The organism is Nocardioides ungokensis (assembly GCF_013466985.1).
Classification (GTDB): domain Bacteria; phylum Actinomycetota; class Actinomycetes; order Propionibacteriales; family Nocardioidaceae; genus Nocardioides; species Nocardioides ungokensis.
On the sequence record NZ_CP059164.1, the window covers coordinates 188,247 to 213,265 of the forward strand.

The following is a 25,019-nucleotide window of genomic DNA, read 5'->3' on the forward strand; positions in this document are numbered from 1 at the left end:
GGGGAGCTCCTGGTGACCTCGTCCTTCGTGTACGCCGCCGCCCGTACGCCGTTCGGCCGCTTCAACAGTGCCCTGGCCGAGGTCCGTCCCGACGACCTCGCCGCGACCGCCCTCACGGGGGTGCTGGCCAAGGCACCCGACCTCGACCCGGCCGAGATCGGCGACGTGGTCTGGGGCAACGCCAACGGCGCCGGTGAGGACAACCGCAACGTCGGCCGGATGGCCGTGCTGCTGGCCGGGCTCCCGGTGAGCGTCTCCGCCACGACGGTCAACCGGCTCTGCGGCTCCTCGCTCGACGCCGCGATGATGGCCTCCCGCGTCATCGAGACCGGCGACGCCGAGGTGGTCGTGGCTGGCGGCGTGGAGTCGATGACCCGCGCGCCGTGGGTGCTGCCGAAGCCCTCGCGGGCCTTCCCGGCCGGCAACGTCACCGCCGTGTCCACGACCCTGGGCTGGCGGCTGGTCAACGAGCGGATGCCGAAGGAGTGGACCGTCTCGCTGGGCGAGGCCAACGAGCAGCTGCAGGAGCGGTTCTCGATCTCCCGCGAGCGGCAGGACGAGTTCGCCGCCCGCTCGCACAACCTCGCGGACGCGGCGTGGACCGCCGGCTTCTACGACGACCTGGTGGTGGCTGTCTCCGCCAAGGATGGGCAGGTCGACCTCGCCCGCGACGAGGGGATCCGTCCCGGCAGCACCGCCGAGAAGCTCGCCGGCCTCAAGCCCTCGTTCCGCCCCGACGGCACGATCACGGCCGGCAACGCCTCCCCGCTCAACGACGGCGCCTCCGCCGTGCTGATCGGCTCGGAGGCGGCCGCCGGCCGGATCGGCCTGGCACCGCTGGCCCGGGTCGCGGGCCGCGGCGTACACGCCCTGGAGCCGCAGGCCTTCGGCTTCGCGCCGGTCGAGGCGGCCGAGCAGGCGCTGCGCCGGGCCGGCATCGGCTGGTCGGACGTCGGCGCGATCGAGCTCAACGAGGCCTTCGCGGTGCAGTCGCTGGCCTGCGTCGACGCCTGGAAGGTCGACCCCGACATCGTCAACGCCAAGGGCGGCGCGATCGCCATCGGGCACCCGCTCGGCGCCTCCGGCGGCCGGATCCTGGGCACCCTGGCGCACCGGCTCCGCGACTCCGGCGAGCGGTGGGGCGTCGCGGCGATCTGCATCGGTGTGGGCCAGGCGCTCGCGGTGGTGCTCGAGAACGTGGCGGAGACCCGATGACACTGATCTGCGAGAGCCCCGACGAGGCGGTCGCCGACGTCGCCGATGGCTCGACGGTGCTGATCGGCGGGTTCGGCATGGCCGGGATGCCCGTCGACCTGATCGACGCGCTGATCCGGCAGGGCGCCACCGACCTGACCGTGGTGTCCAACAACGCCGGCAACGGCGACACCGGCCTGGCCGCGCTGCTCGCGGCCGGACGGGTCCGGAAGATGGTCTGCTCCTTCCCCCGTCAGTCCGACTCGTGGGTCTTCGACGGGCTCTACCGGGCCGGCAGGATCGAGCTCGAGGTGGTGCCGCAGGGCAACCTCGCCGAGCGGATGCGCGCCGCAGGGGCCGGGATCGGGGCGTTCTTCTCCCCGACCGGGGTCGGCACGCCGCTCGCGGAGGGCAAGGAGGTCCGCGAGATCGACGGCCGCACCTACGTCCTCGAGCTCCCGATCCGCGGCGACGTCGCGCTGATCGGCGCGCATGTCGCCGACCGGATGGGCAACCTCGTCTACCGCAAGACGGCCCGCAACTTCGGGCCGGTGATGGCCACCGCGGCCACCACCTCGATCGTCCAGGTCTCGCAGGTCGTGGAGACCGGGTCGCTGGACCCGGAGGCCGTGGTGACGCCCAGCATCTACGTCGACCGCGTCGTCGCGGTGCGGCGCCGTCCGCCAGCAGGAGGCCTCGTGACCACCGTGGACACCCGCGACCGCACCGTCGAGCACACCGACCGGGGGCCGCTGAGCCGCGACGAGATGGCCGGGATCGTCGCCCGCGACATCCCGCCCGGCTCGTTCGTCAACCTCGGCATCGGTCAGCCCACCAAGGTCGCCGACTTCCTGCCCGCCGACTCCGGCGTGGTGCTCCACACCGAGAACGGCATGCTCGGCATGGGCCCCGCCGCGACCGGCGACGACATCGACCCCGACCTCACCAACGCCGGCAAGATCCCGGTCACCGAGCTGCCCGGGGCGTCGTACTTCCACCACGCGGACTCGTTCGCGATGATGCGCGGCGGCCACCTCGACGTGTGCGTGCTCGGCGCCTTCCAGGTCTCGGGTGCGGGCGACCTCGCCAACTGGCACACCGGTGCGCCGGACGCGATCCCGGCCGTCGGCGGGGCGATGGACCTCGCCATCGGCGCCAAGCAGGTGCTGGTGATGATGACGCTCTTCGCCAAGGACGGCACGCCCAAGCTGGTGCCCGGGTGCACCTACCCGCTGACCGGGCTGGGCTGCGTGGACCGGGTCTACACCGACGTCGCGGTCTTCCGGGTCGGCGCGCAGGGGGTCACCGTGCTGGAGACCTTCGGGATCTCGTACGACGACCTCGCCGCCCGCCTCGACGTACCCCTGCGACGCCTGGAGGACTGAGGGCCCGGCCCGGACGTCATACGAATCGTGGCCCCTGGGCCCCAGAACGTATGACGTCCCGGGAGGCCTTCACCCCACCGGGTGCAGGTCGTCGGCCGAGGCCAGGGGGACGAGCGGGTACAGCTCCGGCTCCTGGTCGGGCGTCAGCGCCGTCGGGCCGTAGACCCAGTCGGTCCACGCGTAGTCGCGCGTCTGCCGGCCGCGGAGCAGGACGTTGCGCTGCCGCCGGGCCGCCCCGTCGAGGTGCCACAGTTCGCCCCAGGCGCGGGCCGTGAGCACCACGCGGCGGCAGTGCTCGGGACGGACCGCCTCGTACGCCGCGAGCGCGGCCGGCCAGTCGACGGACCCGTCCGACGCGGTGCTGGCGACGAGGATCGGCCGTTGGCCTTCGCCCAGGTCGAGTTCCTCTCCCGCCGCTGGGCGCTCGAGGGCTGGGACACCAACGTCGAGCGCGACGTCGCGCTGGAGACCATCACCGACAGCTGGTGCTCGCTCCTGACCGAGTAAGCGCCAGGTCGTGGAGGTGAGGCTGCGCCACGGCCCACTCTTCACCGCACAACCATTGACCTCCACCGGCCGCGTCCTCATCACGAGAGATCGCGCGTCACTTCGCCCACTATGACGCGATGATCTGCGCCCCTAGGAGCGTTGCCTCTGCTGCCGTGGCGTGCCTCGACCTGCTGGCGCCGAACGTGGGGTTTGCGGGACTCACCGAAGAGCACAACTGATGCCGGGGGCTGTCCCGGCCGTTAGGCTCAGGCTAGGAGGCGTAGGTACATGGGCAGTGCAGGCGGGCTTCCGCATCTCGCCGACGGCACGGACGTGGTCCGTTGGGCCGATCAAAGGTCTGCGCAGTCCGACTTGCCCAGACTGGTGCGTCGCCTAATACGCCATGAGAACGACCAGGTACAGCGGATCGAGATGCGGGGCGGAGAGGGCGTCGGGCTCCCTGGATTCGACGGAGTTGTCGAAGCCACGCGGGCGACCTCGTTCGTCCCGGCGGGACTAAGCGTCTGGGAGATGGGTGTCGACAAAGACCCCGCAGGCAAGGCGACCGACGACTATAAGACGCGAACAGCGAACCCGCTTGGGGTCGACATGCCCACCACCACCTTCGTGTTTGTGACGCCTCGGCGGTGGCGCAAGAAGAAGGACTGGGAACAGAAGCGCCGCGAGGAGGGCAAGTGGAAGGACGTTCGAGTCCTCGACGCAGATGACATCGAGCAGGCGCTCGATGAGGCAGCGGCGGTTCGTATCTGGTTGTCTGAACTCCTCGACATGCCAGCTCTCGGGGCAGTGACCATCGAAGACTGGTGGCGTCGATTCTCAGGAGGGTTTGACCCGCGGTTGACTCCGGCGGTCGTGCTCGCTGGCCGCGAGAACGAAGCGGCGGAACTGCTGCGTCGCCTCTCGCCGGACGTTGGGAAGACCTTCATCAAGGCAGCGAGCGTTGACGACGGACTAGCCTTCGCGGCCTGCACGATGCTGGCCCAGGAGCCCGACGACGCAGAGCCGATGCTTTCGCGGTCTCTCCTCGTCCACGACGGGATCACGCTCCGGCGCTTGGACAGCGCATCCCGGTTGTTGATCCTCCTCCCGTACGAGGAGCACTTGCAGCGCGAAGCACAACAAATCGCGAACCACCACGTCGTCTTTATCGTTACTGAGGGCGACGCGACCATCGAACTTCCGCCCCTCGACCATCTGACTCTGGAGGCCGCGCTGCGGGATGCCGGGGTGCCCGACGCGGACTTGGGCCGGTACGTCAGAGCGGGCCACAAGAGCCTTCTGGCTCTTCAGCGTGTGTCCGCCAAGTCGGGGCAGCCAGGTCCTGATGAGTGGGCCAACGACCTCTCGGATCGCCTGGTGCGCCGCGCCTGGCTGGCTGGTGCGTGGAGTCAACTACGCAGCGGTGATGTGGAGGTGCTTGAAGCACTCACAGGCGGTCCGCCGGAGGACATTGAGGAGCGCCTCCAAAGTGTGATCCGTCAGCCGGACCCCCTCTTCACGCGAGTGGGCTCGACCTGGGCTGTGGTTTCACCCGAGGACTCCTGGCGAACAGCCCGTCACGCCATTCGCGAGGCGGACCTCGAAGCACTAGAGCTGGCAGTACAGACGGTGCTGGCCGCCGTGGACCCAAGCCTCGAACTACCTCCTGATGAACGCTGGACTGCCGGGATCTACGGGAAGGTGCGCGTTCATTCGACGGACCTTCGAAAGGGTCTGGCGCGATCAATCGCCCTGCTAGGCAGTCACGGTGACGAGACGCGGCTCGCTGGTGGCCGGTCGGCGCGCCAGTGGGCCGAGAAGGTGGTCTGGAGCCTGCTACGACGGGCCAATGATGACCCTTCTGCCCATCTGTGGCGTCGATTGAGGACGTGCTTCCGCTACTCGCCGAGGCGGCGCCAGACGTCTTCCTGCGGTTCGCCGCCGAGGCAGTCAGTGGCAACGATCCCCTGCTAGCGAAGTTGTTCCGAGATCAAAGCGATTCATGGCATGTCAGCAGTCCGCACACGGGCCTCCTCTGGGCTCTGGAGTGCGTCGCGTGGTCGAGTCGCCACGTAGGTTTCGCATCGGAGATTCTGGCTCAGCTGGCCGAGTTGGATCCTGGTGGCAGGTTGTCCAATCGACCGTCTAGCAGCCTTCAAGGGATATTCCGTCCCTGGCTCCCACAGACGTCCGCGCCCACTGAAACGCGAATCATGACGCTAGACGCGTTGTTGGAGCGCCATGAGGACGTGACTTGGAAACTCCTGCTTTCGCTCCTGCCAGAGCATCACGCCGTGGGTATGCCCACGCACCGCCCTCGTTTCCGCGACTGGGCGGGTGAAGGCGAACGTGCCATCACCTACGGCGAGTACTTCGGGGTGGTCGAGGCGGTTGCCGAACGCGTGCTCCGCCTCGCGTCGGCCGAGCCCGCCCGCTGGACGGAGGTCATAACAGAGTTCGACCGACTGCCCGAGGCGAGCCGTAGCGCGGCGATAGCTGACCTCGAGAAAACTCAACACAGAGGGTCTGCAGCAGGACGAGTCCAAGGCGATCTGGAGCGCGCTCGAAGACTTCATTCGTCGTCACCGCGAGTTCCCGGATGCGGACTGGTCCGTCGCTGAAGAGTGGCTCACGAGTCTCGCCGCTATCGCTGAGCGCGTGCGACCCGTTCGCGCTAGCGAGCAGCACCGCTGGCTCTTCGATGACTGGCACCCAGATCTGGGCGCGTCACTTCGTGATGACTTTGAAGCCCGTGAGCGGGAGGTCGACCTGGCGCGCGAACGCGCAGTAACGCAGATCATCGCGGAGGAAGGGCTCCCAGGCGTGACCGCGCTGGCGCAGGTCGCAAAACTGCCATGGGCCGTGGGTTCAGCGCTCGCCCGGTCGGGAGGGGAGTTCGACATGGAGGCGTTGTCCCTGCTCGATAGCGAGGACACGTCGCTGGTTCAGTTCTCTGACGGCTTCGCGCGTATGCGCCGCGGCCGAGAAGCACGGATGATTCGCCAGTGGGTCGCACAATTCGCGGGGCGGCCTGTTGCTCAGGCCCGATTGCTTCTGACCCTGGATGACGTTCAGGACGCCTGGGCCATGCTTATCGACCTTCCCGAGGAAGTTGACAGCGCGTATTGGGCTGAGTTTGCGCCGTATGGACGAGGCGCTGACTTCCCCCACGCGAGTGAAGCGGCCAGACAACTTCTGCGACACGGCAGAGCCGCAATGGCGGTAGACGCCCTGAGCCTGTACGCGAGGCGCGATGCCGTCGAGGTGGACGTCGTAGTAGATGCACTAAACGAGTTCGGAAACGCCGAAGACCCCGAGGTCGGCCGCGTCTCTGAGTACGACCTCACGACCCTCCTCGACTACTTGCGTCTGCATAGCGTTGATGAGTCGGTCTTGGCGCGACTCGAGTGGAAGTTCCTTCCGGTGCTGCATGACGAATCCCGGGCGAAGTCTCTTCATCGCCTTGTGGCGCGGGACCCGGCGTCTTTCGTTCAACTCGTCGAATACGCGTTCAAGCCTTCGGTCGAGGGGAACGAATCGGAGCCGCCTCGTGTGGACCCGGAACTGGCCGCCAACGCTTATCGCCTCCTTCGGGAATGGCGCATGGTGCCAGGCACCAATGAGGACGGGGTCGTGGAACAGGAGAAGTTGGAATCCTGGCTACACGACGTTCGCGCCCTCCTCAGTGAGACCGGCCACCTTGAACTCGGCGAGTTGCAGATCGGCGAGGTGTTCGCCCATTCGCCCAGCGAGAGCGATGGGACGTTCCCCGCCCGTGCTGTCAGAAACGTTCTGGAGGCCGCGCCCAACGATCGTTTCGAGCGAGGCTTCATCATCGGCCTGCACAACAAGCGAGGCGTTACGTCTCGTGGGATGACCGATGGCGGCAAGCAGGAGTACGACCTGGCACAGCAGTACGACGCGTGGGCGGCGCGAGTCGAGGCGACTCACCCCAGGACTGCTGGAGCCCTCCGCTCGGTCGCGGACTCGTACCGCGATGAGGGTCGCCGCAACGACGAAGAAGCGAGACGGTTCTTGGAAGGCATGGACCTGTAGGGGGCAGCCACCCGGGCTGTGCCTCTATGCCCACACACAGCGCGAAGCGCTATGCCACTTCGGTCTCGCGAAGCCACCTGTTGGGGAGGGTCCGCAAGGGAACTGCCATGCCAGTACCGGCCTAAGGGCGACGACCTCGACAGCTTCATGCAGGGCCACTGCGACTATGTCGCCCTTAAGCTCAACACCAGGCTCACAAGACCCTCGACTGGCAGACTCCAGCCCGAGCCCTCAAGCCAGGCTCGGTGTAATACCGATCGAGCCCACGGATGATGCGGGCGTAGACCACTGGGGAGATGACGATGCCGGACCCTGCTCAGCAACACGTCGAGATCGACATCACGCTGCCTGAAGCCGACGCGATGCGGCTACGCTCCGCCCTCGGGCTCGCAGACGACGCGCCGATCAAGGACTTCCTCGGCGCGATCGCAAAGGTGTCCGCCGAACTGTGGCTCGAGGAGCTCCTCGGTCGAGCCGACTATCCCACCAAGGTCCAGGCTCGACAGCACCGCATCCGTCTCCTCATCAAGCACGCCTTCAACAACCGGATCCCCAGTCCCGCGACCCTCGCGGCGCTGCTCCATGTACCGACAGCCACCGCTGCCGCGGCACTGAGCGCCACTCTCGCGAGGTACTCCGTGGATCTCGCCTCCGCCCGCAAGAACACCGTCGCCGACAAGCTGCGGGCAGCCTCGAAGTCGAGTTGCTCGACGACGCGGACCCGATCAACAACCTGTATCAGCTCCACTGCACTGACGCGTCGGTCGTGAATGTGTTGAAAGAAACGCTGATCGCACACGAGCAGGCCGTTGTGCCGATGGTGAAGAACCGTGAGGCGACCAACGTCTACGACCTCCACGGGAGCGCTGTCGCCGTTCTGGAGGCCAAGTTCGGCGTCCCACTCAGCGAGCTCGTCGTCGCTGATTCGAAGGCCGAGATCACGCAGCAGGCTGACGACTTTGCCAGCCAACAAGCCAAGGCCGGTCGACGGCTGGGGCGCCGGGGCAATAGGCCGTGACAGAGACCGTCGCCTGGTCCCTCGTCACATTCATGGGCGCTGTGGCCGCCACATCGCTGGCGCTGACGAACCCGCTGCGGGAGGATCTCCGGTCGCTTAAGGACCTGCGACGTAACCCTGTCGCGTCGAAGCGCCAGGCGCAGGCTCGCACGGTCGCGAGTCTTCGACGCAGAGCCCGACGCTGGGCGATCGGCGCGACCGTGTTCGTCATCGTGATGGGCGCGCCGATTGTCGTGATCGCGACCGGGTTCGACCCGGACCGTCCTGTCGCCTGGGGCAAGGCCGCGGCACTGATCATGTGGGGGTTCTGGGTCGTCGCCGCGATCCGTCTCTGGTCGGTCTCGGTGACGGCCAGCCCATCGGCTTCACTCGATGGATGAGCACACGCCACGGCCCTGGGCGGCTCCCATCTGTGAGGTGCGCGACTGATGTGGCCAGCCAGGGTCCCACTCCCGCTTTGGGCGCTTCACGCCCGACCGACTTGCCGGCTCGGTCGCGGTCGGTGAGGGCTCACCGGTTCGCGCCGATACCCGGCACGGTGCTCGACGTCCGCGTTGCCGCTGGCGATGCGGTCGAGGAGGCCCAGGTACTTGGCCGGTCGCCTCGAGCGCCCGAGTCCGACGGTGTTGCGCGCGCACTGGGTCCGGCTGAGTCAGACAGCCGATCCGCGTCAGTCCGCCGCCTGTGCACGCGCGGATCTGCCCAAAACCGGGTGCGCGCGTCTTTCCAGATTGACCCAGCTACCCGCCGTCCGGGCGCACACCGCTCACTCTTGACTGGCGGGGGCTCCGGCCCTCCTCGCGTCGAGCCTCGGCGCCGCCTGGCCATGGCAGCCACGGAAGTTGATGGAGCCAGCGGTCGCGTGAGACAGACCCCGCCATCTGAGATCTGTCAGACGATGTCTCGAAGACCAAGGACTTTGGCGAGGGTATTGCAGACGTCGAACCCCGAGCCCAGCGTGAGTTGTGTGATGCCATCAGCGCACACGGCATCTCGGAACAGATCCTTCACGTCGCCTTCGTACACATAATGCGGCGCCGCCAGCTTGAAGGCATGCTCTCGGAAGCGCACGTATTCGCCGGGCGTCCGGAACATGACGGAGCACCAGCCGTCGTTGGTCCTTCTAACTGAGACATCCCATGCCTCCTTGAGTGCATCCAAGACCGGCTCAGGGTCTAGGGCGGGATGTGCTCGGACGAACAAGTTGGCGTCATCGTCGTTCTCGACGAAGGCTTCCGACCGTCCCCAGTTGATGTGAACGTGGTCGGCGAAGGGGCCGACGTCCGCGACAGTCGGCACGTTCGACGCCAGGTAGCCGACAATCCACAGGATGGGAGCATCGACCAAGTTGCGGTCGACATCGGACGTGATGCGACGAGCGTCCGACAGGATTTCTGTGCAGTGGTATTCGGCGCACGACGCGAACGTCTTTAGGATGCGCCCACTCAGATCATAGGCCCGTGGTAAGGGATGGGCTGAAACCAACGCCTGGGCTTGGCTATATAAGTCCCTGTGATTCGACTTACCGTCCAAGTCGAGCGGCGAGTAGTGACGATCCCCCTTGTAGACGTGGCTCTCGTAGTTGAATTTCCGCTCGCACAAATCAAACAGCCGCGACTGTATACACAAGTTCCTTAGGAACGCATCGGCGTCGTAGCCCAAGCGCATGTGCCAGTTCCCGTTGTACTGCTTGAGCTCGTCGGGCGTCTTCGATGCGATGAGGCTTGATGCGTACCAGATGTCTTCGCTCGCCTGACGGAACAGCGCGTCGAACTGCTCCGCGCCGCTTGACGGCGCGCCGTCAGCAAGTCGGAGCGCCTCCTCGATGTCGTCGATCTCGTCGTTCCTCTTCGCCTCGAAGAACCGGATATCGGTCAAGACATCGGCAATAGTGGGCCGGTTCCTGGGGATCTGCGCCAGCATGCGGGCGACGGTGGTGTCGAGGTAAGACAAGAGCGGGAAGGCCGTCTCGATCGAACGGTAGCTCGGTCCGGCGGGGATCTCTCTGGTGAAGCACTCGTTCACGATCAGGCCCAGCGCGTAGACATCAGCCTCCGGTCCCACGTCGCGGGCGTCTTGCCCTCTTCGCTGCTCGGGAGCGCGGTAGTCCCTGTTGCCGACTAGTTCGCCCGCCGACGTCAGGGTGGAGTCCACGAAGTGAGCGATCCCAAAGTCTGCCAGGACCGCTAACGCGCCGTCGACGAGTACGTTCTCTGGCTTGATGTCGCGGTGCGCGATGCCGCGCTCATGCGCGAACTGAAGGGCGTCGCCGATCTGTCGGATGTACGACAGCAAAGTTCTGAAGTCCACATCCCGACGAGCGATGACATCGCGAAGAGTGTCCGGGTAGCACGGCATGATGTAGAAGAATCGATCCCCGTGTTTGCCTCTCCCGATGACAGGGACGATGTGTTCGTGGGCGCAACCCGCTTGGAACGACGCTTCGCGATCGAACCGCTCGATCTTCTTCCGGTCCGCCCCAGATCTGAGCAACTTGACGGCCCACTGCTTCGCTCCAGCCTCAGCCAGCCAAACATCGCCAGAGCCGCCGCCCCCAAGGGGCGTTAGCAGTTTGTATTCGATGCCGTCACATGTCAGCCGATGCCCCTTCTTCGGAGACACGTTCACCCCTCTCAACCGCGCGAACTTGAGCACTGGCCGAAGCCGAGGTCTTCCTGATCCCACCTGGCCATCATGGGAGCACCTAGCGCGAAGAGCGTCAACGCCGGAAACCGGGTGCCGTGTCACAGCGCCGCGAGCGAGTCATTAGGTAATTGAGTTCTGCCGCGCGGAGGTCGCGCTGAGACTCAAGTGCTTGCCGTCAGAAGTTCGCCAGTGGCGCGAGATCACTCTCTCTATTCGGACAGTCAGGATTGACGCAAATCAAGCGGACTATCACCTGTCCAACTGTCCCAGGCCCGGGCTCTGACCCCTCCACGTTGGGACCGAAACCGACCACTCTTGGCTCGAACCCCTCGCCGCAGTGGACACATCTCATCTCGGTGGGCACATCGTCGTCCTCAGATTCCAGCTTGAGAGTGACGACGCGTCCATCGGCAATCAGTTGCGCCAAGTCCCCAAGCCAGGACTCACCCAGAGCAACAGTGAAACCCTGACCCTCAAGGTTCGTATGCAGTGTCGCTAGCGTATCGACGGAGGAGTCTTCCGCCTTGGCTCTGGCTGTCACGTCGATGGCCTCCTGGGCCCTTAAGAGTTGTCGCTCCCCGTAGTTTTCCATCCTCGGAGCCTACTCTTGAGCCGAGTGCTGCAACGGCGGCCTCCGAATCTAGCCGCGATGGTCAGGATCGGTGCTTCGGTGCCGTCGCGTTGGACGCGAATCCGCTAGTCCGCCGTCAGTGAGACCAGGCAGATCGTCTTACCCAGACGTCTCGCAAGGGAGAACTCCCGCCGTGCCCACGGGGACGACGCGTAAGCCGGAGTCTGCAGTGCATACAGTGTCGTCGAGTTCCTCAGCACATCCTCTAGGTGGTCCTGGGGTCTGGGGTCGAGATTGTGAAGCAGGTCAACGTAGACAAACTCGTGAGTGCTCCGTAGTTCATGGGCGACGCGCTCGAGCACGTGACGATCAAGCGTGCCGTCACGCATCGAATAGCTGAGGAAGCCGATACTCATTTGATGATGCCGGCTCGGTACGTGAGCCAAGTGCCAAGAATCGCCAAAGCGACGAGTGCGTAGTACAGCATCGAAGCATTGACGAACGCGTGGATGATGCGATGACCCCTCGCGGGCGCGACGTCGATCGGCAGCCCAACACCATCCGCGTCGTACGTGGCTAGTCCATTGACCCTCCCTATGCGCACCAACTGCAGTTCCTTCATACGTGCTCGGAGTTTGGCCTGGATGTAGTAGCTCTGCGCGTCAGCAGTCCAGAACACAAGAACAACAACGAGGCCGCCGACGAAGAGGGCTTGATTGAGGTCTCTATCGCTCAGAGTGACGATCAGTGTTCCGGCTGCAATTAGGACGGTTGCGCACAACTTCTTCAACTCGAAGCAGTTTCCCGATACCTGCAAAGTCGCGGCATGCAATTGATCGATCTGCTCCTTGTCGAGAGCATCCGCCGAGATGCCAGCCTCAAGGCTCCAGGCGGTGCGATCGGCCGGGTGGTCGGCTCCACCCAGGAGCTCGAGCACAGATGTCCTTCGACCTCGTCGCTTCACGACTGGACTCTATAGTCGCCAATCGCCAATCACGGAAGCCGCGCGGCCTTCGCGAGGAACCCGTCGCGCCCGCTCCGGGCGACGTGTGGCTCGATACATCCCTTAACGAATAGACCGCGTCAGGAGCCGCGATCAAGTGCGTCATTCCGCCACTTACCGACCGTCAACGTCACTGTCCTGCGGTCGTACTAGTCGCCGAGCGGGAGGCGATGCCCGCAGCCGCCAGCCCGCGCTGGTATTCGGTCCAGCCGGGTCCGGCGTAGGTGAAGATCACGGCCACGCTGAAGAGGCTGGTTAGGCCGTCGCTCAGCTCTGCCGCGATGGACAAGCCGTGGCCCATGGCAGCGAAGGGCGCGCCAGCGACTGTCAACACGACGACCACGCACCAGATGGCGGCCGTTCCACGAACGGTGGTCGTGGCGTCAGCGAAGTCGGCTCCGGTGAGCCCTCTCGCGCTGAGGCGGGCGACCCAGTGGACAGCGAACCAGCTTCCGACGAGCGGTGGCAGAAGAGCAAGCGTAGAAGCGACGTCTGAGGACGTGCGTGCCGTGATGGCCATGGTCGCGAATGCGGCCGAGCCGCCTATGGCGGAGACGCCGTAGAGAACGCCGTGATGTCGACGCCGTAACTTGAGAAGAGCGATGTGGAGAGCAGCCGCTATCACCGCAAGGACCACGGTGATGCCAGCGAATGCCCGTGCGTCGGCATAGCGATCCTGAGCCAGGAACGCAACGGTGCAGGCAAGACCTCCGAGCGCAGTGTTCACCGTCCACGCGATCCCCGTGCGTCTCCGCAGGCTTAGCTCGTTCCAGCGGAGACGCTTTCGAACTATCTCGATGGGGACACTCATTGCCCACCGTCGCCGCTGAAGCCGAGCCTGATCAACACGCTCGACGGGATTGTCACCTAAGTTGGGCACCCTCGAACTCTTTCATTCGGCACCGACGATCCGTGGTCAGTCCGACTGCTCGCGGGCGGGTGATCGACCCCCGCGGCCCCGCGCACGACGCCACCCAGCAGTGGGCTGGGCGCGACCCAATGACAGTTGAGGGCGGGCTCCGACGTCCGGCCACCTGCGTCTTTTCGCCGCGTCAGGGTGGTGCTGGACCGAACACGCTCAGTGTGGGAAGAGCTGCTCCGCCCGATCCTCGAGCAAGTACTGAGCCATCTCTGCTTCATGTCGGGCGCCGCCGGCGCCCCCAGTCGGCGGCTCCACGAACCAGTACAGCTTCCGAACTCCCTTGGGGGAATGCTGCTGCGCCAGCTCGCGTGCTTCCGCCAGGGTGAACAGCCAGACGCGGTCCACATCAAGCGCTACCAGCGCCAATAGCTGGGCGGGGCAGGTATGCGGAAAGTCCCATCCTCTGCTCAACTGTCCCTTCCCGCCAGCAGGTCTGGCAGAGAGGTTGCTCTTCACTTGAACAGTTGTGGCCTCGGCGCTTCTTGGCGCGTAGACGACCAAGTCGATGCCCGCATCCGTGGTCAAACGCGCACTGTCGATGCCGACCTTGAGCAAGCGATACTGCACTAGTAGCTCGCCGGCCGCACCGATGTGCTGAGTCGTCACTCGCTGAGGCTAAACGACTGCAGGGAACGCGTTCACCGAATCCTTCTGACCCCGGTCTAGTTTCGGAGTCTGGGCTGCGATCCGCGCTGCCACTACTGGCGTCATTCCGCCGCTTGGGGCCGCAATCGGGTCACTGGATCGCGCGGAAATGCGAGCGTGGCCGCTCGAACGTCAGCCGAGGTTGAGCCCGAACTCTCGACTGAGAAGCTTGGACTTCCAGTAGGACTCGGTCTGCTCGATCGTCTCGTCGGGGGTGTTTTCATCGACCACCTCAAGCACGGCGACCTGATAGGTCCTTCGGCCCTTCTTGCTGGCCTCCTTGAGCGCCAGGTTGCCGCCGTGGCCGTCGGTCGCGTAATCCATCCATCGGCCCAGCAGGCTGTCGGCTCCCTTGGCCGAGCCGACATACTGCTGACCGGTGTCTACGTCGACGAGGAGGTAGACACCCTTGACGCTGCGGAGCACTTGCTGCCATCCGCTGGGCAGCGTAGGGACGTCATCGACGAGCCGAGTGAAACTTCGGAAGCCTGGGAACTTCGGCTCGTACTGCTCGGCGATCTCGATGACCGGCTTGGTCTGGTTCGCTGCCCGCTGGACCCAGACCCGGGTGCCGGGCCCCCACTCGATGGCGAGCTTGTCGCGGTAATCGGACAGCACGTCAAGCAGTTGCAGGTCGTACCGGAACTGGCCGGAGACCTCGCTGCTGAGCAGGGCATCGGTCGTGCCAGGCGGACAGCTGCCGACGCTGTTGACGCGGTACATCCCCACGAACACCGTCTTGCGTGCGTCGGTGACGATGAAGCTGGCCAAGACGGCGTCGGTGGGGAAGACGTCGCGCACCTGGGCGCTCTGGTAGGCCTCGAAGGCGGCCCGGTCGTTGCGCCACGCCTCGTAGAGCCGTCCCGGACGGAGGCGCCGGTCCTGGTGCCGTACTAGACGAACCTGCGTCAGGTCGACCCCCTTGGAGGGTCAGCAAATCGTTGAAAGTCAGCACCAGCGCCTCCGACTGGGTCAGGTCGATCGTGATGTGAGGCTATCTGCTGCGCGGGACGCGGAGTCGGATCGCCGGAGCTTCATGTAACTCCCGACGCCATGGGTCTGCTGCATGATCCGGATCAGCCGGACTTAGCCCATTCCGCCGCGAAGCGACCGGCGCCGAATAAGGACACCATCGCGCGGCCAACTTGATTTGGAGTACGACAACCCGGCAATAGCCCTACCGTGGTTCACGACCATCGGGGTCGCTCAGGGGAGGTCGCGTCATGGCCACGTTCGTTCGCCGTACACCATCTGTTCCTCCGCCTGGCGGGGTCACCGTTATCGTCCCCGACGGCACCCGAGTCGCCGAGATGGACTCGGGTCCGGTGGCGGACAGCACCGGAGCTCTCATGATCGCCGGCGGTTACCTGGGACCGCACGACGAGCACGACGAGCCGCCCCCCGTCCAGGACGTCGCCAAGCCGGCTCGGACCGGGCAGCCCGCTGCTAATGGGAGGCACGCCGCGCCGAAGAAGGACGCGGCAGCGTCTACCGACGAGAAGAAGAACTCCACACCGGCGCTCTGGGCCACAGCCACGGCCATCGCCCTGTTCGGGATCGGGCTGTGGGTCGCAGTACTTGTCTTCGGCACTCCCACCAAAGGCCCCACGTACAAGGCGGCCGCGGGCATCGGGGCGTTTGCCCTGTTCTATGTGGTCGCACAGGCCGCCGAACGGTTTGTCGAGATGACAATGCCGTTCCTCGAGCAGATCCCTGCCTTCGGCAAGGACAAGCTCGTCGCCGACCGCGACAGGGCGGTTGTCACGGCGAACGACCCCGACGCTCGTGCCGCGCGTGCCCTCGAACTCGCGAGACAACACGGCCTATTCCTTGAGCGCAAGCAGAGACCGACACCCACCGCGGGCAAGAAAGGCAAGGACGAGAAGCCAGCCAAGACCCCGGAAGAGGACGCCGCGAACAAGGAGGCGCTGGTTGAACAACGTCGCGCGGACCGGGCCGCGATCGTCTTCGGCGCCACCGCCGCTATCGGGATGGCACTATGCGGCTACCTCGAAGCAGACTTCCTCGCCGCGGTCGGTGTCACCCTCCCGGTCCAGAAGGGCACGCCCACGACCGGCTCCCAAGTGATCGCGATGGCCGTCACTGGCCTCATCGTCGGGGGCGGCTCCAAGGCACTTCACGATCTCATCGGCAACGTCTCGAAGGCCAGTAGCGCCAAGGACACGCCCACCGAGACCGGCGGCACCAAGTAGTGCGCCCGTAGCCTCCACACGACCCGCTCAGTTGAACGCCGCACACCGATGCTCCGGACTCGTCGCGGCCCGGGACCACGAGCATCCTCTGGCGAGTCTTCTGCGACGCAGTCGCACCCGGCGACTTGTGGTCTTCGGCCTCTTCGGCCTCTTCGGCCTCTTCGACCTCTTCGACTTCTGGCGAAGTCAACGTCATTAGTGCTTGGGCGGCATGACTTCCGGTCACTTTGCGCAGGCTGCGTTTGCGATCCTCACAGTCATTCCGCCGCGATCCGAATGCCCGCCCGCATCACTGCTTAAGACCTGTTTGCGGCCAGAGTTGCCGTGCACGGCATGGTTCAAGCGGTAGATCAACTACTGGCTACCCCAAATGAGTGACCAGTGCCGGGACTCACCGAACCTAGGTGGACGAGATCCCTACGCTCGCGAGCGACGTCGCGGCCAGTGAGGTGGGGTGTGGTCGACAGTTGCGCGGTGGGGCCGCTCAAGCCGGGGGATCCTGAACGCCTGGGCCGCTTCGAGATCGTTGGTCGTATCGGCGCGGGCGGAATGGGTGTTGCGTTCCTCGCACGGACAGACGCTGGCGAGGTGGCGGTCGTCAAGACCGTACAGATGGAATTCGCCGACGACGGTGAGGCCCGCCGTCGCTTCCGCCGGGAGGTGCTTTCAGCTTCGGCAGTGGAAAGCCCCTTCGTTCCCGAAGTCTTGGCGTCGGACGTTGGAGCCGCCCGACAGTGGGTCGCGATCGAGTACATCGAGGGCCCAACGCTCGCGGAGCTGATTGCGGCAGAAGGCCCACTTCCCACCGATCGTCAGTACGCGCTCGGGGCAGCCCTCGCCGATGGAATAGCTCGACTACACGCGAACGGCCTGATCCATCGCGACATCAAACCAAGCAACATCATCTGCACGGCCTCGGGACCCCGCCTGATCGACTTCGGTATCGCCGTAGTGACGAATCTCGACGGGCTCACCCTCACCGGCGCGCTGGCACCGGGCTCTCCGGGGTGGATGGCGCCCGAACAGCTTGACCCCCACGCGAATCCCACTCCGGCTATCGACGTCTTCGCGTGGGGATGTGTGCTGTGGTTCGCGGCCACCGGCAGTTCGCCAGTGGCAGGGCGAACAGTGGCGGAGAGTCTGGAGCGACTGCGCTGCTGGAACCCTCACGGCCTCGCTTCTCCCGCCTCGCTGCACTCCGACCTCGCCCCGCTGGTTGTTCGATCGCTCCGTTACCTGCCTTCCGACAGGGGGTCAGCAGCCGACATCGCCGCTTCCCTGAGTGCGCCCGGCCAGGGGAGCGCGTCTGAACTCGTGGCCAGCACTTGGAACCCCGAGGCACATACGGCTGCCCTCCAGGTCCCGACGGCTCTTCAGACGAAGATTGATCTTGAGCCCACCAAGCGCAAGGGACTTCGCCCGCTGGTTGCGGTGCTCGGCGCGATGACAGTGACTGGGACCGCGGTTCTTGCGTGGTCCACGCTCGCGACAGGGCGCGAACCGTACGTCCCGACGGGTTCGGATAAGCAGCTGCGAGCCTCCACCGGCTCGACTCCCTCCGGCCCGCATCGCGAGCCATCCGGACCGCCCGCCGATCAACAGACCACGAAGAGCGCGCCGAGTACGTCACCGAGTACCAGCAATCCGTCGACGTCCCCAAGCTCACCTGACGTCCTTCCTCCACTCGATGGCTACGGCGGTGCGCGTCGTGTTGGATACGGCCCGGTGAAACTCGGCATGACCCGCACCCAACTACTAGCCACCGGCGAAGTCGTGCGCGGGCCAACGGGAAGCGGGAACTGCGCCAACTACCTGCTCCGTGCGGGTGGGACGGCCACGTTCTCGAGGGCGCAGGGTCGCGTCGTCTACATAGTGTTCGAGGGCGAGATGGCCACATCGAAAGGTATTCGCATGGGCTCGCCGCAGCAGGCAGCATTCAAGGCCTACCCGGACGCGCCCATCGATCGACTTGGCTTGATGTATCCACCCGTGGTTCCTCCGCACGTCTTCTACACCATCGGCTTCTTCGGCCGACGGGTCGACACCATTGTGTTGATGAGCGACCGGCAGGACTGTGCAAACTGACCGTCTGAGGTGAGTCATACCGCCGCGTTGCGGCATGCCCAGAGCCCGTCAGCCATGTCGCACCATGCTGCGAAAGCCGCACGGAACGCCGTCCGTTCGCCGTAGCGTCAGTTCATGACTCGGTACGAGTACGACGAAGAGGCCAGCCGAAGGATGCACATGGATGTCGTCCACGAGATCGATGATCGGCCGACCCCTGTGGCTCGCTGGGTCGACGCAATGCGTCGACTGAACTCGATTGACGATCCTCTCGCGCGGAGCGTCCTGGCCCTCCACCGCGATTGCGGATCCGGGAACGGCACGTGCGACGGCGGCGACGACGACGAACCGGTCGCACGACGAGTCGACTGGGGTTGTGAAACCACAGCGGTGATCGCCCACCACTTCGGAATCGAGTACCCGGCTGGCTCACCTGCCCCGGAATGAGTACGTCTTTCCGCCGCCAGCGGACCTGTCAGAGTGCGCGCTCGGCCGCCCTGCGTGCGCTCGGAGACGCACGCCACTGCCGCTGGCTCCGGAGTGGCGGACACATTCGCAAGCTATTCGCGGAACGTCTCGGCGAGCCCGTTCAGTTTCGCGACGTACGCCGGCCAGTCGTACCCGTCCGGGACGTTGTCGCCCGGCTGCCGCCACCCAGCGCTGCCGTCGACCTGTTCGCGCAGAATGTCAGCCTGGCCGTTGTGTTGGGCGAGGTCGTTGAAGTTGTGCACCAGGATCCAGTGCAGCGTGACCTCCTTGCCACCCCAGTGCCGGACGTGGCCGACGGTGTCGAGCTCGAGCCGTTCGACGGTCTGCTCGCAGTGAGCGATGACCCGGCGGTAGAGGTCGATGATGCCGGCGGTGGTCTCGTCTGCGGTGGCGTACCAGTCGGCCTGCGGATCGGCTTCGTACGCCTCGTCGCTGACCAACTCGTCAGCTTGAGGGAACGGGCGTTCGAAGCTGGCGCCGAGGTAGACCGCCTCCACGTTGAGAACGTGTTTGATGATGCCGATCAGGCTGGTTCCGGTCGGTGTGCGGGGTCTCCGAGCCTCGTACTCGGATAAGTCCTCAACCTTGGACATCAGTGCGTCGCGGCGTTCCTTGTAGTACCGCTGCCAGATGGCCTTCTGATCGGTGGACATGTTCCGACCCTAGGCTGTCCGACCCGCGTCAATCCGCCGCCTCTTCGCGTCAGACGCACGTCGGACTTAGCACCGCAAGAGCGAGGTGCGCGCCATTGTCGCTTCGACGCGAGGCGCGATCTCCGTCGATGCTTACATCCGGCCCAGAATGTCGGTCTTCTTGGCCAAGAACTCGTCCTCAGTCAGGATGCCTGCGTCGCGGAGTTGCCCGAGCTTCTGAAGCTGCTCGATCGGATCCGGCACTGCAGGCGCTGGCCCAGTCTGCGCGGCTGGGGATGACGAAGGAGTGCCCGCGCCCTGCTGCATCGGGTGTATGCCCTCATAACGCATCGTGTTCTGGTTTCGCTGGATGGCGATGCGGGCGGCGTGCGCCGTCTCGTTGATTGCCTTTTGACCTTCGCGGAAGTTCGGAATGTCCTCCATGGTCACGATCTCGACTCGCGTAGGCCGTTGGATGTGCACGATGACATTGCCAACGCCCCGGGCCTTCTGCGTCATCGACTGACGAACATCCACGTCGAGAACGGCCGAAGTGGGTACCTGCTGCGAGTCAGTTCGCAGGGTGCCCTTCTCGAAGAAGAGGTACTGGGCCGTCAGTTTGTACTTGCCCGCTCCGATGCCCGTCACTGGCTTGCCCACGGCCTGCCAGATCGCGTCCGGATCTTTGTCGGGCGTGGCCTGCTGCTGTTCCGTGCCAGGTCGGAACTGGTCCGTCCACTGAGTCCCATCCCAGTAACGGTGACCACCCATGTTCGGGTACCAACCGGCCGGAGGTGGCGTCGCTTCGCTCACGATCATTCTCCCGTTGTCGATGTGACTCCGAGGACGCTAGCCCTCCAGCGCCGCCCCGTCCGCCAAATTGCGCTAACGACTGTGTACCTCGCCGCGCAGCGCTCCGATCGGCAAGGCGGTCGGGCACTGCGTCCTTTCGCCGCTTGGCTACCTAGTGGGCGCCTGACAGGAAGTTGTCGGCATTCGGTTTGCAGACGACGGCCGATCTGCGGATCGTGATGACGCGTGCATGGCACGCTTCACCCGTGACCGCCGACCCCTTGGAGTCTTTGTTAGACCTCCGCCAGCATCAGCGCGACGGGGTGCGTTCACCGCACAAGCCGCTCTTGGTGCTCCTTGCCCTGGGCCGGCTTGCCCGCACCGGCTCGTCCGAGATCTCGTGGTCCGAGGCGCGCGTCGACTTGGCGGCGCTCGTGACCGACTTCGGCCCTCCGTCGAAGACGGCTTCCGCGCAGAAGGCCGCGTACCCGTTCACCCGGCTCCGCTCCGACATGGTGTGGGTGCTGGACGCGGACGTCCCCATGGACCGTGTGACCCCACTGGCCGAGCAAGACGTCAAGGGCCGGTTCCCCGAACTGGTCGAACGGACGCTCCGCGACCCAGCCGTACTGCGGGCAACCGCCCGGGGTGTGGTCGAGGCCGAGTTTCCGCCAACCTTGATACCCGATGTCCTCACCGCCGCAGGCCTCGACCCGGACGAGGTATACGGCACCCCTGCCGTCGTGACGACACGGCGACGCAACTCTGCTTGGCCAGCGCAAGTCCTGAATGCCTGGGATCGACAGTGCGCATTCTGCGGGTTCGACGGCCAACTCGGAGCCAGTTCCGTGGGCCTCGAGGCCGCCCATATCCGCTGGTTCAACTACGAAGGTCCCGACGACCTCAATAACGGTTTGGCGTTGTGCTCCCTGCACCACAAACTGCTTGATCGGGGGGTGTTAGGACTCACCGAGGACCACCGCATTCAAGTGTCGACCGACTACACCGCCCGCACAGTCACCGGTCGCCAGATCTACGAACTGGCCGATCGCGAGCTCCGGCCACGTGTGGGCACTCCGCTACCGGACCCGTCGCATGTTCGCTGGCACCAGTCTCAGGTCTTCAAAGGTCTGCGCCTCACCGGTTAGCGCCGACGGTCGGCCGAAGGGGTGAGCGCGTCACTCCGCCGCGATCCCCCGTACGCCAGCTCTGGTGTGCGTATGACCCGACATGGTCCTCGAGTTCCGACGGGTCCGGGACGTAGAGCCCTACGCTGTTCGCGCTATGTCTGATTTCTCCGCACAGTTCGGATTTCGCGACTGGCCCAACGCCTCCATCCCAGATGTTGCTGCCGGCGTCTACGCGGTGTGGCGCGACGCAGGAGAACTGGTCTATGTGGGCATGTCAGGACGAGGCATGGAGACACGAGTAACCACCGGCAAGCGCTTCGGCTTGTGGACACGGATCGCGTCTCATGCCAGTGGGCGGCTCAGTGGCGACCAGTTCTGCGTGTACGTCGCCAACCGCTATGTCGTTCCCAAGCTGACGCCGATTGAGCTGTCTCAGTTTGCTTCCGGCGAGCTGAACCTGGACGCGCTTACGAAGAGGTACATCGCGTAGCACTTCAGTTACTCGTTCGCGCTCACTGCAACCTCCCGGGAGGCCCACGACTTGGAACGGGACGCTCGACGGGGCCTCACCTTCGACATAAAGCCAACGCTCAACCCGCTCGCGTGAAGGTGCGGGAGATCGTGGGACGGCAGGGCAGACCCTCCCCGCATAACGGGACCCGTTCAACTCGAGCGGTCCGAGAGCCGCGACATTCCGCCGCGTTCCGCGCCCATCTCCGACGGCAGAATGTCATGCCGCTCAAGTCACAGTGGCATGGCTTCACGCCGTTGCCGGCGTGAGCCTTAGGGATGGCTCTCGTCTGTCCCTGGGCCTCCTGAGACTTGGTCTCGTCCAGAGCCTCCGGCCAGGTGATCCCGTCCAGGACCCCCGAACAGGTGGTCCCTCCCTTGTCCGCCTGACAAACCGGTCGGCGCCGGTGCTCCCTCGCAGGATGTCGTGGCCCGCGCCGCCACAGACGACGTCCTTTCCGCCGGTTCCGTAGATGCGGTCGCTTCCGCCGAGCGCCGAGATGACGTCGGGCCCCGGGGTGCCGTGTAGGACATCGGGCCCGGACGTGCCGGTGATGGTGACCGGGCGCCCCAGACACGTCGACGGTGTAGCGCTCCAGGAAGGTTCCCAGTCGATCGAGCCGCTGCCCGCGAGCGGCTCCGGTTGCGACCCGTCTGCCTGCATGGACCAAAGGTGGCCGCGCCCGTCGCGTTCGCTGTAGAACGCGATGCGTTGACCGTCTGGTGACCAAGTCGCGGTCGAGTCGTCCGCGGGGTCGTTGGTCAGGTTGATCTCGCCGGTGCCGTCGGCGTTGATCTTGTAGATGTCTTTCTGGTCCGGGTCGCCCTGGTTCACCACGGTGCGGGTGAAGAGGATCTGGGTGCCGTCGGGAGACGCCACCGGGGACTCGTCGTCGGCCGTATCCGTCAGCTGCCGCAATCCGGTGCCGTCGGGGCGGACACTGTAGATCCCTCCACCGTTTTCGTCCGTGTTCCCGAACAAGATCCGGCGGCCGTCTGGCGTATAGCTGGGCCAGCCGCCAGCGACGCCGATCGAGTGCTCGTGGGTTCCGTCGGCTCTCATGACGTAGAGGCTCGAGGTGTTTCCGCTGTACACGCGCGAGAAGACGATGTGCCGACCGTCCGGGGACCAGCTCGAGAACCCGTCTTTGAGGCTGACTGTGAGTCGCAGCTCGTCGCTACCGTCGGCGCGAATGCGGAAGAGCCCTGGCCCCGGCCAATCGCCGCGGACTGCCAGGTAGACGACGAAGCGTCCATCTGGAGAGACCGCTGGCGCGTAGGCGTTTTCTCCCCCAGGGTCACCGGCTGCGCACCCGAACCGTCGGCATGCATCCGCCAGATACGCGACCCTTGGCTGAAGAAGATGTCGCCGTTGCCTCCTGGTAGCACCGCCGACGCCGCAGGCGCAGGAACAACCAACCACGCCAAACTCAGGGCTGCCCCGATAGCAGCCAACTTGCGACACCAATGCCTTGCCCCCGTGTTGCTCACCGCAGAAGGCTAATTGCAGTTCGCCAAGAACACGAGGTACGGACTGCGCACGTCATTCCGCCGCCTACGTGTCGCACCCACTTCCTCAACGCTGACCGCAGGGCAGTTCCACGTCATGCCATCGGTGACACTGACCGGTCGCGTACATCCGATCGGACAAGCGCCCGGCGTGGCACCCTCACCACATGGGCTCGAAACCAGGGGGCAAGCGTCCTCGTCTGCTAGTCCCGTTCGAGGTCGGAACATTCCTGCATGCGCCCTACGGATGGACAAGCCGAATGCGCCGCGCGGAGGGCTTCCCGGCGCGGGGAGAAGCCGGAAGAGTCCCCATCGGGATCTGGGCCAACATCTTGCTCGGGCTGGCGCTGTACGGCCCCATAGTCGGGGGTGCCGTCCTCGGCTGGCTCGCATGGAACTCACTATGGGGAGCAGGGCTCGGTGCCGCTGTCGGGCTGCTCACAGCCATGGTCCTGGGTGTGTTGGCGATCCCGGTGATGGCGTTCGTGGACTGGCGACGATCCCACTGATGTGGCGCGCCCGGCAGCGATTGCGTGGCCCAACGCGATCTCCGGCCGCGGGCTCGAGCAAAGCATCGGGGCCAAGGGCCATTCAATTGGAGGGCCCGCTCAAGGCGCAGCTATCCGCCGGAAAGCGCTATCGAATCTGCGTTCATCCACCGCGAGCCAGCCCGGTAGCTCCCCGGATCTCCCGGCTCACGTCCGACTGGCCTGCCAGTCACGGTGGCGTGCGAAGACCGTGTCCCAGAGACTGTGTCGCCACTCGGGCGGGTGGCCGTCAAAGTTGAGGTCGAACACGTCCGCGAGCACCTCGAACCATTCCGACTCTCGGACGATCGGCTCCGCGGTGAAGGCCCCGTTGCCGATCCGGGACAGGGTGACGGTGCGGATGACGTCTACGCCCGTCGCGTCGCGTCGCTCGGCCATCGGCACTTGCACGAACCCGGAATCCGGTGCCGTGGACAACCACTCATGTTTGGTGACGAAGTCCCCAGCGGACGCCAGGTCGGTCATCCATCGCATGCTGCGAAAGCCTCCCGCCGGGTCATGGATGAGCGTCCAACCACGATCACCGTCTGGCTCGAGCGTCAGCCGGAACGGCGGCTGAACGTGCTCGCCGGGCTGCAGCGGCAGCGGCTCATGCAATGCGTCGCCGAGACCCGCGTCGACGTACCACTCACCCGAGGGATTCGTCTCGACCGGGGCCCGGACACGGTGAGCACCAGGTGGTTGCCCATCGCGGCGGGACTCGGCTCGCCGGCCTGCACGCCACCCACGTGCCCGTGCACCACATAGCCCAACGAGGACAGCAGCAACCCAAGGGCGCCGTTGAGGTGGTAGCAGTAGCCACCGCGACCTTTGAGCGCGATCCGCTCGGCCGCTCGCACGGGGTCGGTGTCCCAACGCTCACCCGCTGCTATCCACCATGTCTCGTACGGCACCCGCTCGGCGTGACGCTGCACCAGGCGCCGCAGCGCATCCACTGACGGAGCCTCGGGCCCGACCCCGAGCCGACCCAGATACCGCGCTCGGAGCTCGGGATTCAGCGCCCGCGACGACTCGAACAACGACCCAATCTCCGCCCGGTCCAACAGTTCGCACCACGCGGCAGCGCGGCCGTCCCGAGCGTTCGCAACCATTCTCACCAGTCATGGGGACCCCAGCCAAGATGCCAGGATCGGTCGCTCGTGCAAACGGGGCACGCCTGACGCCGAACGCGACGGTCACCTGATTCGCCTCACCCCGTTCGGC

Annotated in this window: 26 protein-coding genes and 1 pseudogene; 13 read left to right on the plus strand and 14 right to left on the minus strand. The window is 65.5% G+C overall.

Annotation, left to right across the window (positions count from 1 at the left end; all coding sequences use genetic code 11):
- The first annotated feature begins 12 nt into the window (after positions 1-12).
- Together H0S67_RS00925 and H0S67_RS27715 are read left to right on the plus strand one after the other, a co-directional pair.
- Positions 13-1,215: an acetyl-CoA C-acyltransferase gene (locus tag H0S67_RS00925; protein ID WP_180935061.1), complete on the plus strand. Its 1,203-nt coding sequence runs from the start codon at positions 13-15 to the stop codon at positions 1,213-1,215.
- Complete coding sequence (locus H0S67_RS27715) at positions 1,212-2,579, plus strand: 3-oxoacid CoA-transferase subunit A (protein ID WP_180935062.1); 1,368 nt, start codon at positions 1,212-1,214, stop codon at positions 2,577-2,579. Before H0S67_RS00925 ends, H0S67_RS27715 begins: the two co-directional genes overlap by 4 nt.
- Positions 2,580-2,648: 69 nt before the next feature.
- On the opposite strand, the gene H0S67_RS00935 is transcribed toward H0S67_RS27715, so the two are convergent.
- On the minus strand, positions 2,649-2,861 hold the full coding sequence (locus tag H0S67_RS00935) for a hypothetical protein (RefSeq protein WP_219635422.1): 213 nt from the start codon (positions 2,859-2,861) through the stop codon (positions 2,649-2,651).
- Between the two features lie 99 nt (positions 2,862-2,960).
- Between H0S67_RS00935 and H0S67_RS26345 the strand changes: the two genes are divergently transcribed.
- The 6 genes from H0S67_RS26345 (at position 2,961) to H0S67_RS00960 (ending at position 8,522) form a co-directional block, all read left to right on the plus strand.
- The gene (locus H0S67_RS26345; RefSeq protein ID WP_281368935.1) at positions 2,961-3,086 is read left to right on the plus strand and encodes a hypothetical protein; all 126 of its coding nucleotides are present in this window, start codon (positions 2,961-2,963) and stop codon (positions 3,084-3,086) included.
- Between the two features lie 270 nt (positions 3,087-3,356).
- Complete coding sequence (locus tag H0S67_RS00940; RefSeq protein WP_180935063.1) at positions 3,357-5,042, plus strand: hypothetical protein; 1,686 nt, start codon at positions 3,357-3,359, stop codon at positions 5,040-5,042.
- Between the two features lie 684 nt (positions 5,043-5,726).
- Positions 5,727-7,124 carry a hypothetical protein gene (locus H0S67_RS00945; protein ID WP_180935064.1) on the plus strand — a complete coding sequence of 466 codons (1,398 nt, stop codon included), beginning with the start codon at positions 5,727-5,729 and terminating at the stop codon, positions 7,122-7,124.
- Between the two features lie 302 nt (positions 7,125-7,426).
- A complete protein-coding gene (locus H0S67_RS00950; protein ID WP_180935065.1) occupies positions 7,427-7,894 on the plus strand; it encodes a hypothetical protein in 468 nt (155 codons plus the stop codon).
- On the plus strand, positions 7,891-8,142 hold the full coding sequence (locus tag H0S67_RS00955) for a hypothetical protein (RefSeq protein WP_180935066.1): 252 nt from the start codon (positions 7,891-7,893) through the stop codon (positions 8,140-8,142). Before H0S67_RS00950 ends, H0S67_RS00955 begins: the two co-directional genes overlap by 4 nt.
- On the plus strand, positions 8,139-8,522 hold the full coding sequence (locus H0S67_RS00960) for a hypothetical protein (protein ID WP_180935067.1): 384 nt from the start codon (positions 8,139-8,141) through the stop codon (positions 8,520-8,522). The genes H0S67_RS00955 and H0S67_RS00960 overlap by 4 nt, the downstream gene beginning before the upstream one ends.
- A gap of 511 nt (positions 8,523-9,033) precedes the next feature.
- Here the strand turns inward: H0S67_RS00960 and H0S67_RS00965 are convergent.
- The 7 genes from H0S67_RS00965 to H0S67_RS00990 form a co-directional block, all read right to left on the minus strand.
- On the minus strand, positions 9,034-10,764 hold the full coding sequence (locus H0S67_RS00965) for a serine/threonine-protein kinase (RefSeq protein WP_180935068.1): 1,731 nt from the start codon (positions 10,762-10,764) through the stop codon (positions 9,034-9,036).
- Positions 10,765-10,963: 199 nt separating this feature from the next.
- The gene (locus H0S67_RS00970) at positions 10,964-11,380 is read right to left on the minus strand and encodes a hypothetical protein (protein ID WP_180935069.1); all 417 of its coding nucleotides are present in this window, start codon (positions 11,378-11,380) and stop codon (positions 10,964-10,966) included.
- Between the two features lie 104 nt (positions 11,381-11,484).
- Complete coding sequence (locus tag H0S67_RS27720) at positions 11,485-11,775, minus strand: TIR domain-containing protein (protein WP_425489859.1); 291 nt, start codon at positions 11,773-11,775, stop codon at positions 11,485-11,487.
- On the minus strand, positions 11,772-12,296 hold the full coding sequence (locus H0S67_RS00975) for a hypothetical protein (RefSeq protein ID WP_180935070.1): 525 nt from the start codon (positions 12,294-12,296) through the stop codon (positions 11,772-11,774). Before H0S67_RS00975 ends, H0S67_RS27720 begins: the two co-directional genes overlap by 4 nt.
- Before the next feature lie 196 nt (positions 12,297-12,492).
- A complete protein-coding gene (locus H0S67_RS00980) occupies positions 12,493-13,173 on the minus strand; it encodes a hypothetical protein (protein WP_180935071.1) in 681 nt (226 codons plus the stop codon).
- Between the two features lie 267 nt (positions 13,174-13,440).
- Positions 13,441-13,890: a hypothetical protein gene (locus tag H0S67_RS00985; protein ID WP_180935072.1), complete on the minus strand. Its 450-nt coding sequence runs from the start codon at positions 13,888-13,890 to the stop codon at positions 13,441-13,443.
- Positions 13,891-14,061: 171 nt separating this feature from the next.
- The gene (locus H0S67_RS00990) at positions 14,062-14,730 is read right to left on the minus strand and encodes a GIY-YIG nuclease family protein (RefSeq protein ID WP_180935073.1); all 669 of its coding nucleotides are present in this window, start codon (positions 14,728-14,730) and stop codon (positions 14,062-14,064) included.
- A gap of 422 nt (positions 14,731-15,152) precedes the next feature.
- Between H0S67_RS00990 and H0S67_RS00995 the strand changes: the two genes are divergently transcribed.
- From H0S67_RS00995 to H0S67_RS01005, 3 genes are all read left to right on the plus strand, one after another.
- Positions 15,153-16,142 carry a hypothetical protein gene (locus H0S67_RS00995; RefSeq protein ID WP_180935074.1) on the plus strand — a complete coding sequence of 330 codons (990 nt, stop codon included), beginning with the start codon at positions 15,153-15,155 and terminating at the stop codon, positions 16,140-16,142.
- Positions 16,143-16,616: 474 nt separating this feature from the next.
- The gene (locus tag H0S67_RS01000; protein ID WP_180935075.1) at positions 16,617-18,227 is read left to right on the plus strand and encodes a serine/threonine-protein kinase; all 1,611 of its coding nucleotides are present in this window, start codon (positions 16,617-16,619) and stop codon (positions 18,225-18,227) included.
- A gap of 114 nt (positions 18,228-18,341) precedes the next feature.
- On the plus strand, positions 18,342-18,653 hold the full coding sequence (locus tag H0S67_RS01005) for a hypothetical protein (RefSeq protein ID WP_180935076.1): 312 nt from the start codon (positions 18,342-18,344) through the stop codon (positions 18,651-18,653).
- Positions 18,654-18,766: 113 nt separating this feature from the next.
- On the opposite strand, the gene H0S67_RS01010 is transcribed toward H0S67_RS01005, so the two are convergent.
- Both H0S67_RS01010 and H0S67_RS01015 read right to left on the minus strand, forming a co-directional pair.
- Positions 18,767-19,348, minus strand: a complete 582-nt coding sequence (locus H0S67_RS01010; RefSeq protein ID WP_180935077.1) for a DinB family protein — start codon at positions 19,346-19,348, stop codon at positions 18,767-18,769.
- Positions 19,349-19,480: 132 nt separating this feature from the next.
- Positions 19,481-20,140, minus strand: coding sequence for an SHOCT domain-containing protein (locus H0S67_RS01015; RefSeq protein WP_425489860.1), 660 nt, complete (start codon positions 20,138-20,140; stop codon positions 19,481-19,483).
- A 245-nt stretch (positions 20,141-20,385) separates the two neighbouring features.
- On the opposite strand from H0S67_RS01015, the gene H0S67_RS01020 reads away from it, so the two are divergent.
- Positions 20,386-21,267 carry a phosphorothioated DNA-binding restriction endonuclease gene (locus H0S67_RS01020; protein WP_219635423.1) on the plus strand — a complete coding sequence of 294 codons (882 nt, stop codon included), beginning with the start codon at positions 20,386-20,388 and terminating at the stop codon, positions 21,265-21,267.
- Positions 21,268-21,403: 136 nt separating this feature from the next.
- On the plus strand, positions 21,404-21,739 hold the full coding sequence (locus H0S67_RS01025; RefSeq protein ID WP_219635424.1) for a hypothetical protein: 336 nt from the start codon (positions 21,404-21,406) through the stop codon (positions 21,737-21,739).
- A 293-nt stretch (positions 21,740-22,032) separates the two neighbouring features.
- On the opposite strand, the gene H0S67_RS27725 is transcribed toward H0S67_RS01025, so the two are convergent.
- The 4 genes and pseudogenes from H0S67_RS27725 to H0S67_RS24140 form a co-directional block, all read right to left on the minus strand.
- The gene (locus H0S67_RS27725; protein ID WP_484549376.1) at positions 22,033-22,293 is read right to left on the minus strand and encodes a hypothetical protein; all 261 of its coding nucleotides are present in this window, start codon (positions 22,291-22,293) and stop codon (positions 22,033-22,035) included.
- A pseudogene (locus H0S67_RS28565) lies at positions 22,217-23,224 on the minus strand (TolB family protein); the annotation flags it as partial. The gene H0S67_RS27725 and the pseudogene H0S67_RS28565, both read right to left, overlap by 77 nt.
- Positions 23,225-23,963: 739 nt before the next feature.
- Entirely contained in the window at positions 23,964-24,413 is a 450-nt protein-coding gene (locus tag H0S67_RS01035; protein WP_425489861.1) for an arylamine N-acetyltransferase, read from the minus strand.
- A complete protein-coding gene (locus H0S67_RS24140; RefSeq protein WP_425489862.1) occupies positions 24,356-24,751 on the minus strand; it encodes an arylamine N-acetyltransferase in 396 nt (131 codons plus the stop codon). Before H0S67_RS24140 ends, H0S67_RS01035 begins: the two co-directional genes overlap by 58 nt.
- Positions 24,752-25,019 lie beyond the last annotated feature (268 nt).

Coding starts and splice junctions, on each gene's coding strand:
- H0S67_RS27715 (WP_180935062.1), top strand. CDS start 1,212: ATGACACTGATCTGCGAGAGCCCCGACGAGGCGGTCGCCGACGTCGCC.
- H0S67_RS00940 (WP_180935063.1), top strand. CDS start 3,357: ATGGGCAGTGCAGGCGGGCTTCCGCATCTCGCCGACGGCACGGACGTG.
- H0S67_RS00950 (WP_180935065.1), top strand. CDS start 7,427: ATGCCGGACCCTGCTCAGCAACACGTCGAGATCGACATCACGCTGCCT.
- H0S67_RS00970 (WP_180935069.1), bottom strand. CDS start 11,380: ATGGAAAACTACGGGGAGCGACAACTCTTAAGGGCCCAGGAGGCCATC.
- H0S67_RS27720 (WP_425489859.1), bottom strand. CDS start 11,775: ATGAGTATCGGCTTCCTCAGCTATTCGATGCGTGACGGCACGCTTGAT.
- H0S67_RS00980 (WP_180935071.1), bottom strand. CDS start 13,173: ATGAGTGTCCCCATCGAGATAGTTCGAAAGCGTCTCCGCTGGAACGAG.
- H0S67_RS00995 (WP_180935074.1), top strand. CDS start 15,153: ATGGCCACGTTCGTTCGCCGTACACCATCTGTTCCTCCGCCTGGCGGG.
- H0S67_RS01005 (WP_180935076.1), top strand. CDS start 18,342: ATGACTCGGTACGAGTACGACGAAGAGGCCAGCCGAAGGATGCACATG.
- H0S67_RS01010 (WP_180935077.1), bottom strand. CDS start 19,348: ATGTCCACCGATCAGAAGGCCATCTGGCAGCGGTACTACAAGGAACGC.
- H0S67_RS01025 (WP_219635424.1), top strand. CDS start 21,404: ATGTCTGATTTCTCCGCACAGTTCGGATTTCGCGACTGGCCCAACGCC.
- H0S67_RS27725 (WP_484549376.1), bottom strand. CDS start 22,293: ATGTCCTACACGGCACCCCGGGGCCCGACGTCATCTCGGCGCTCGGCG.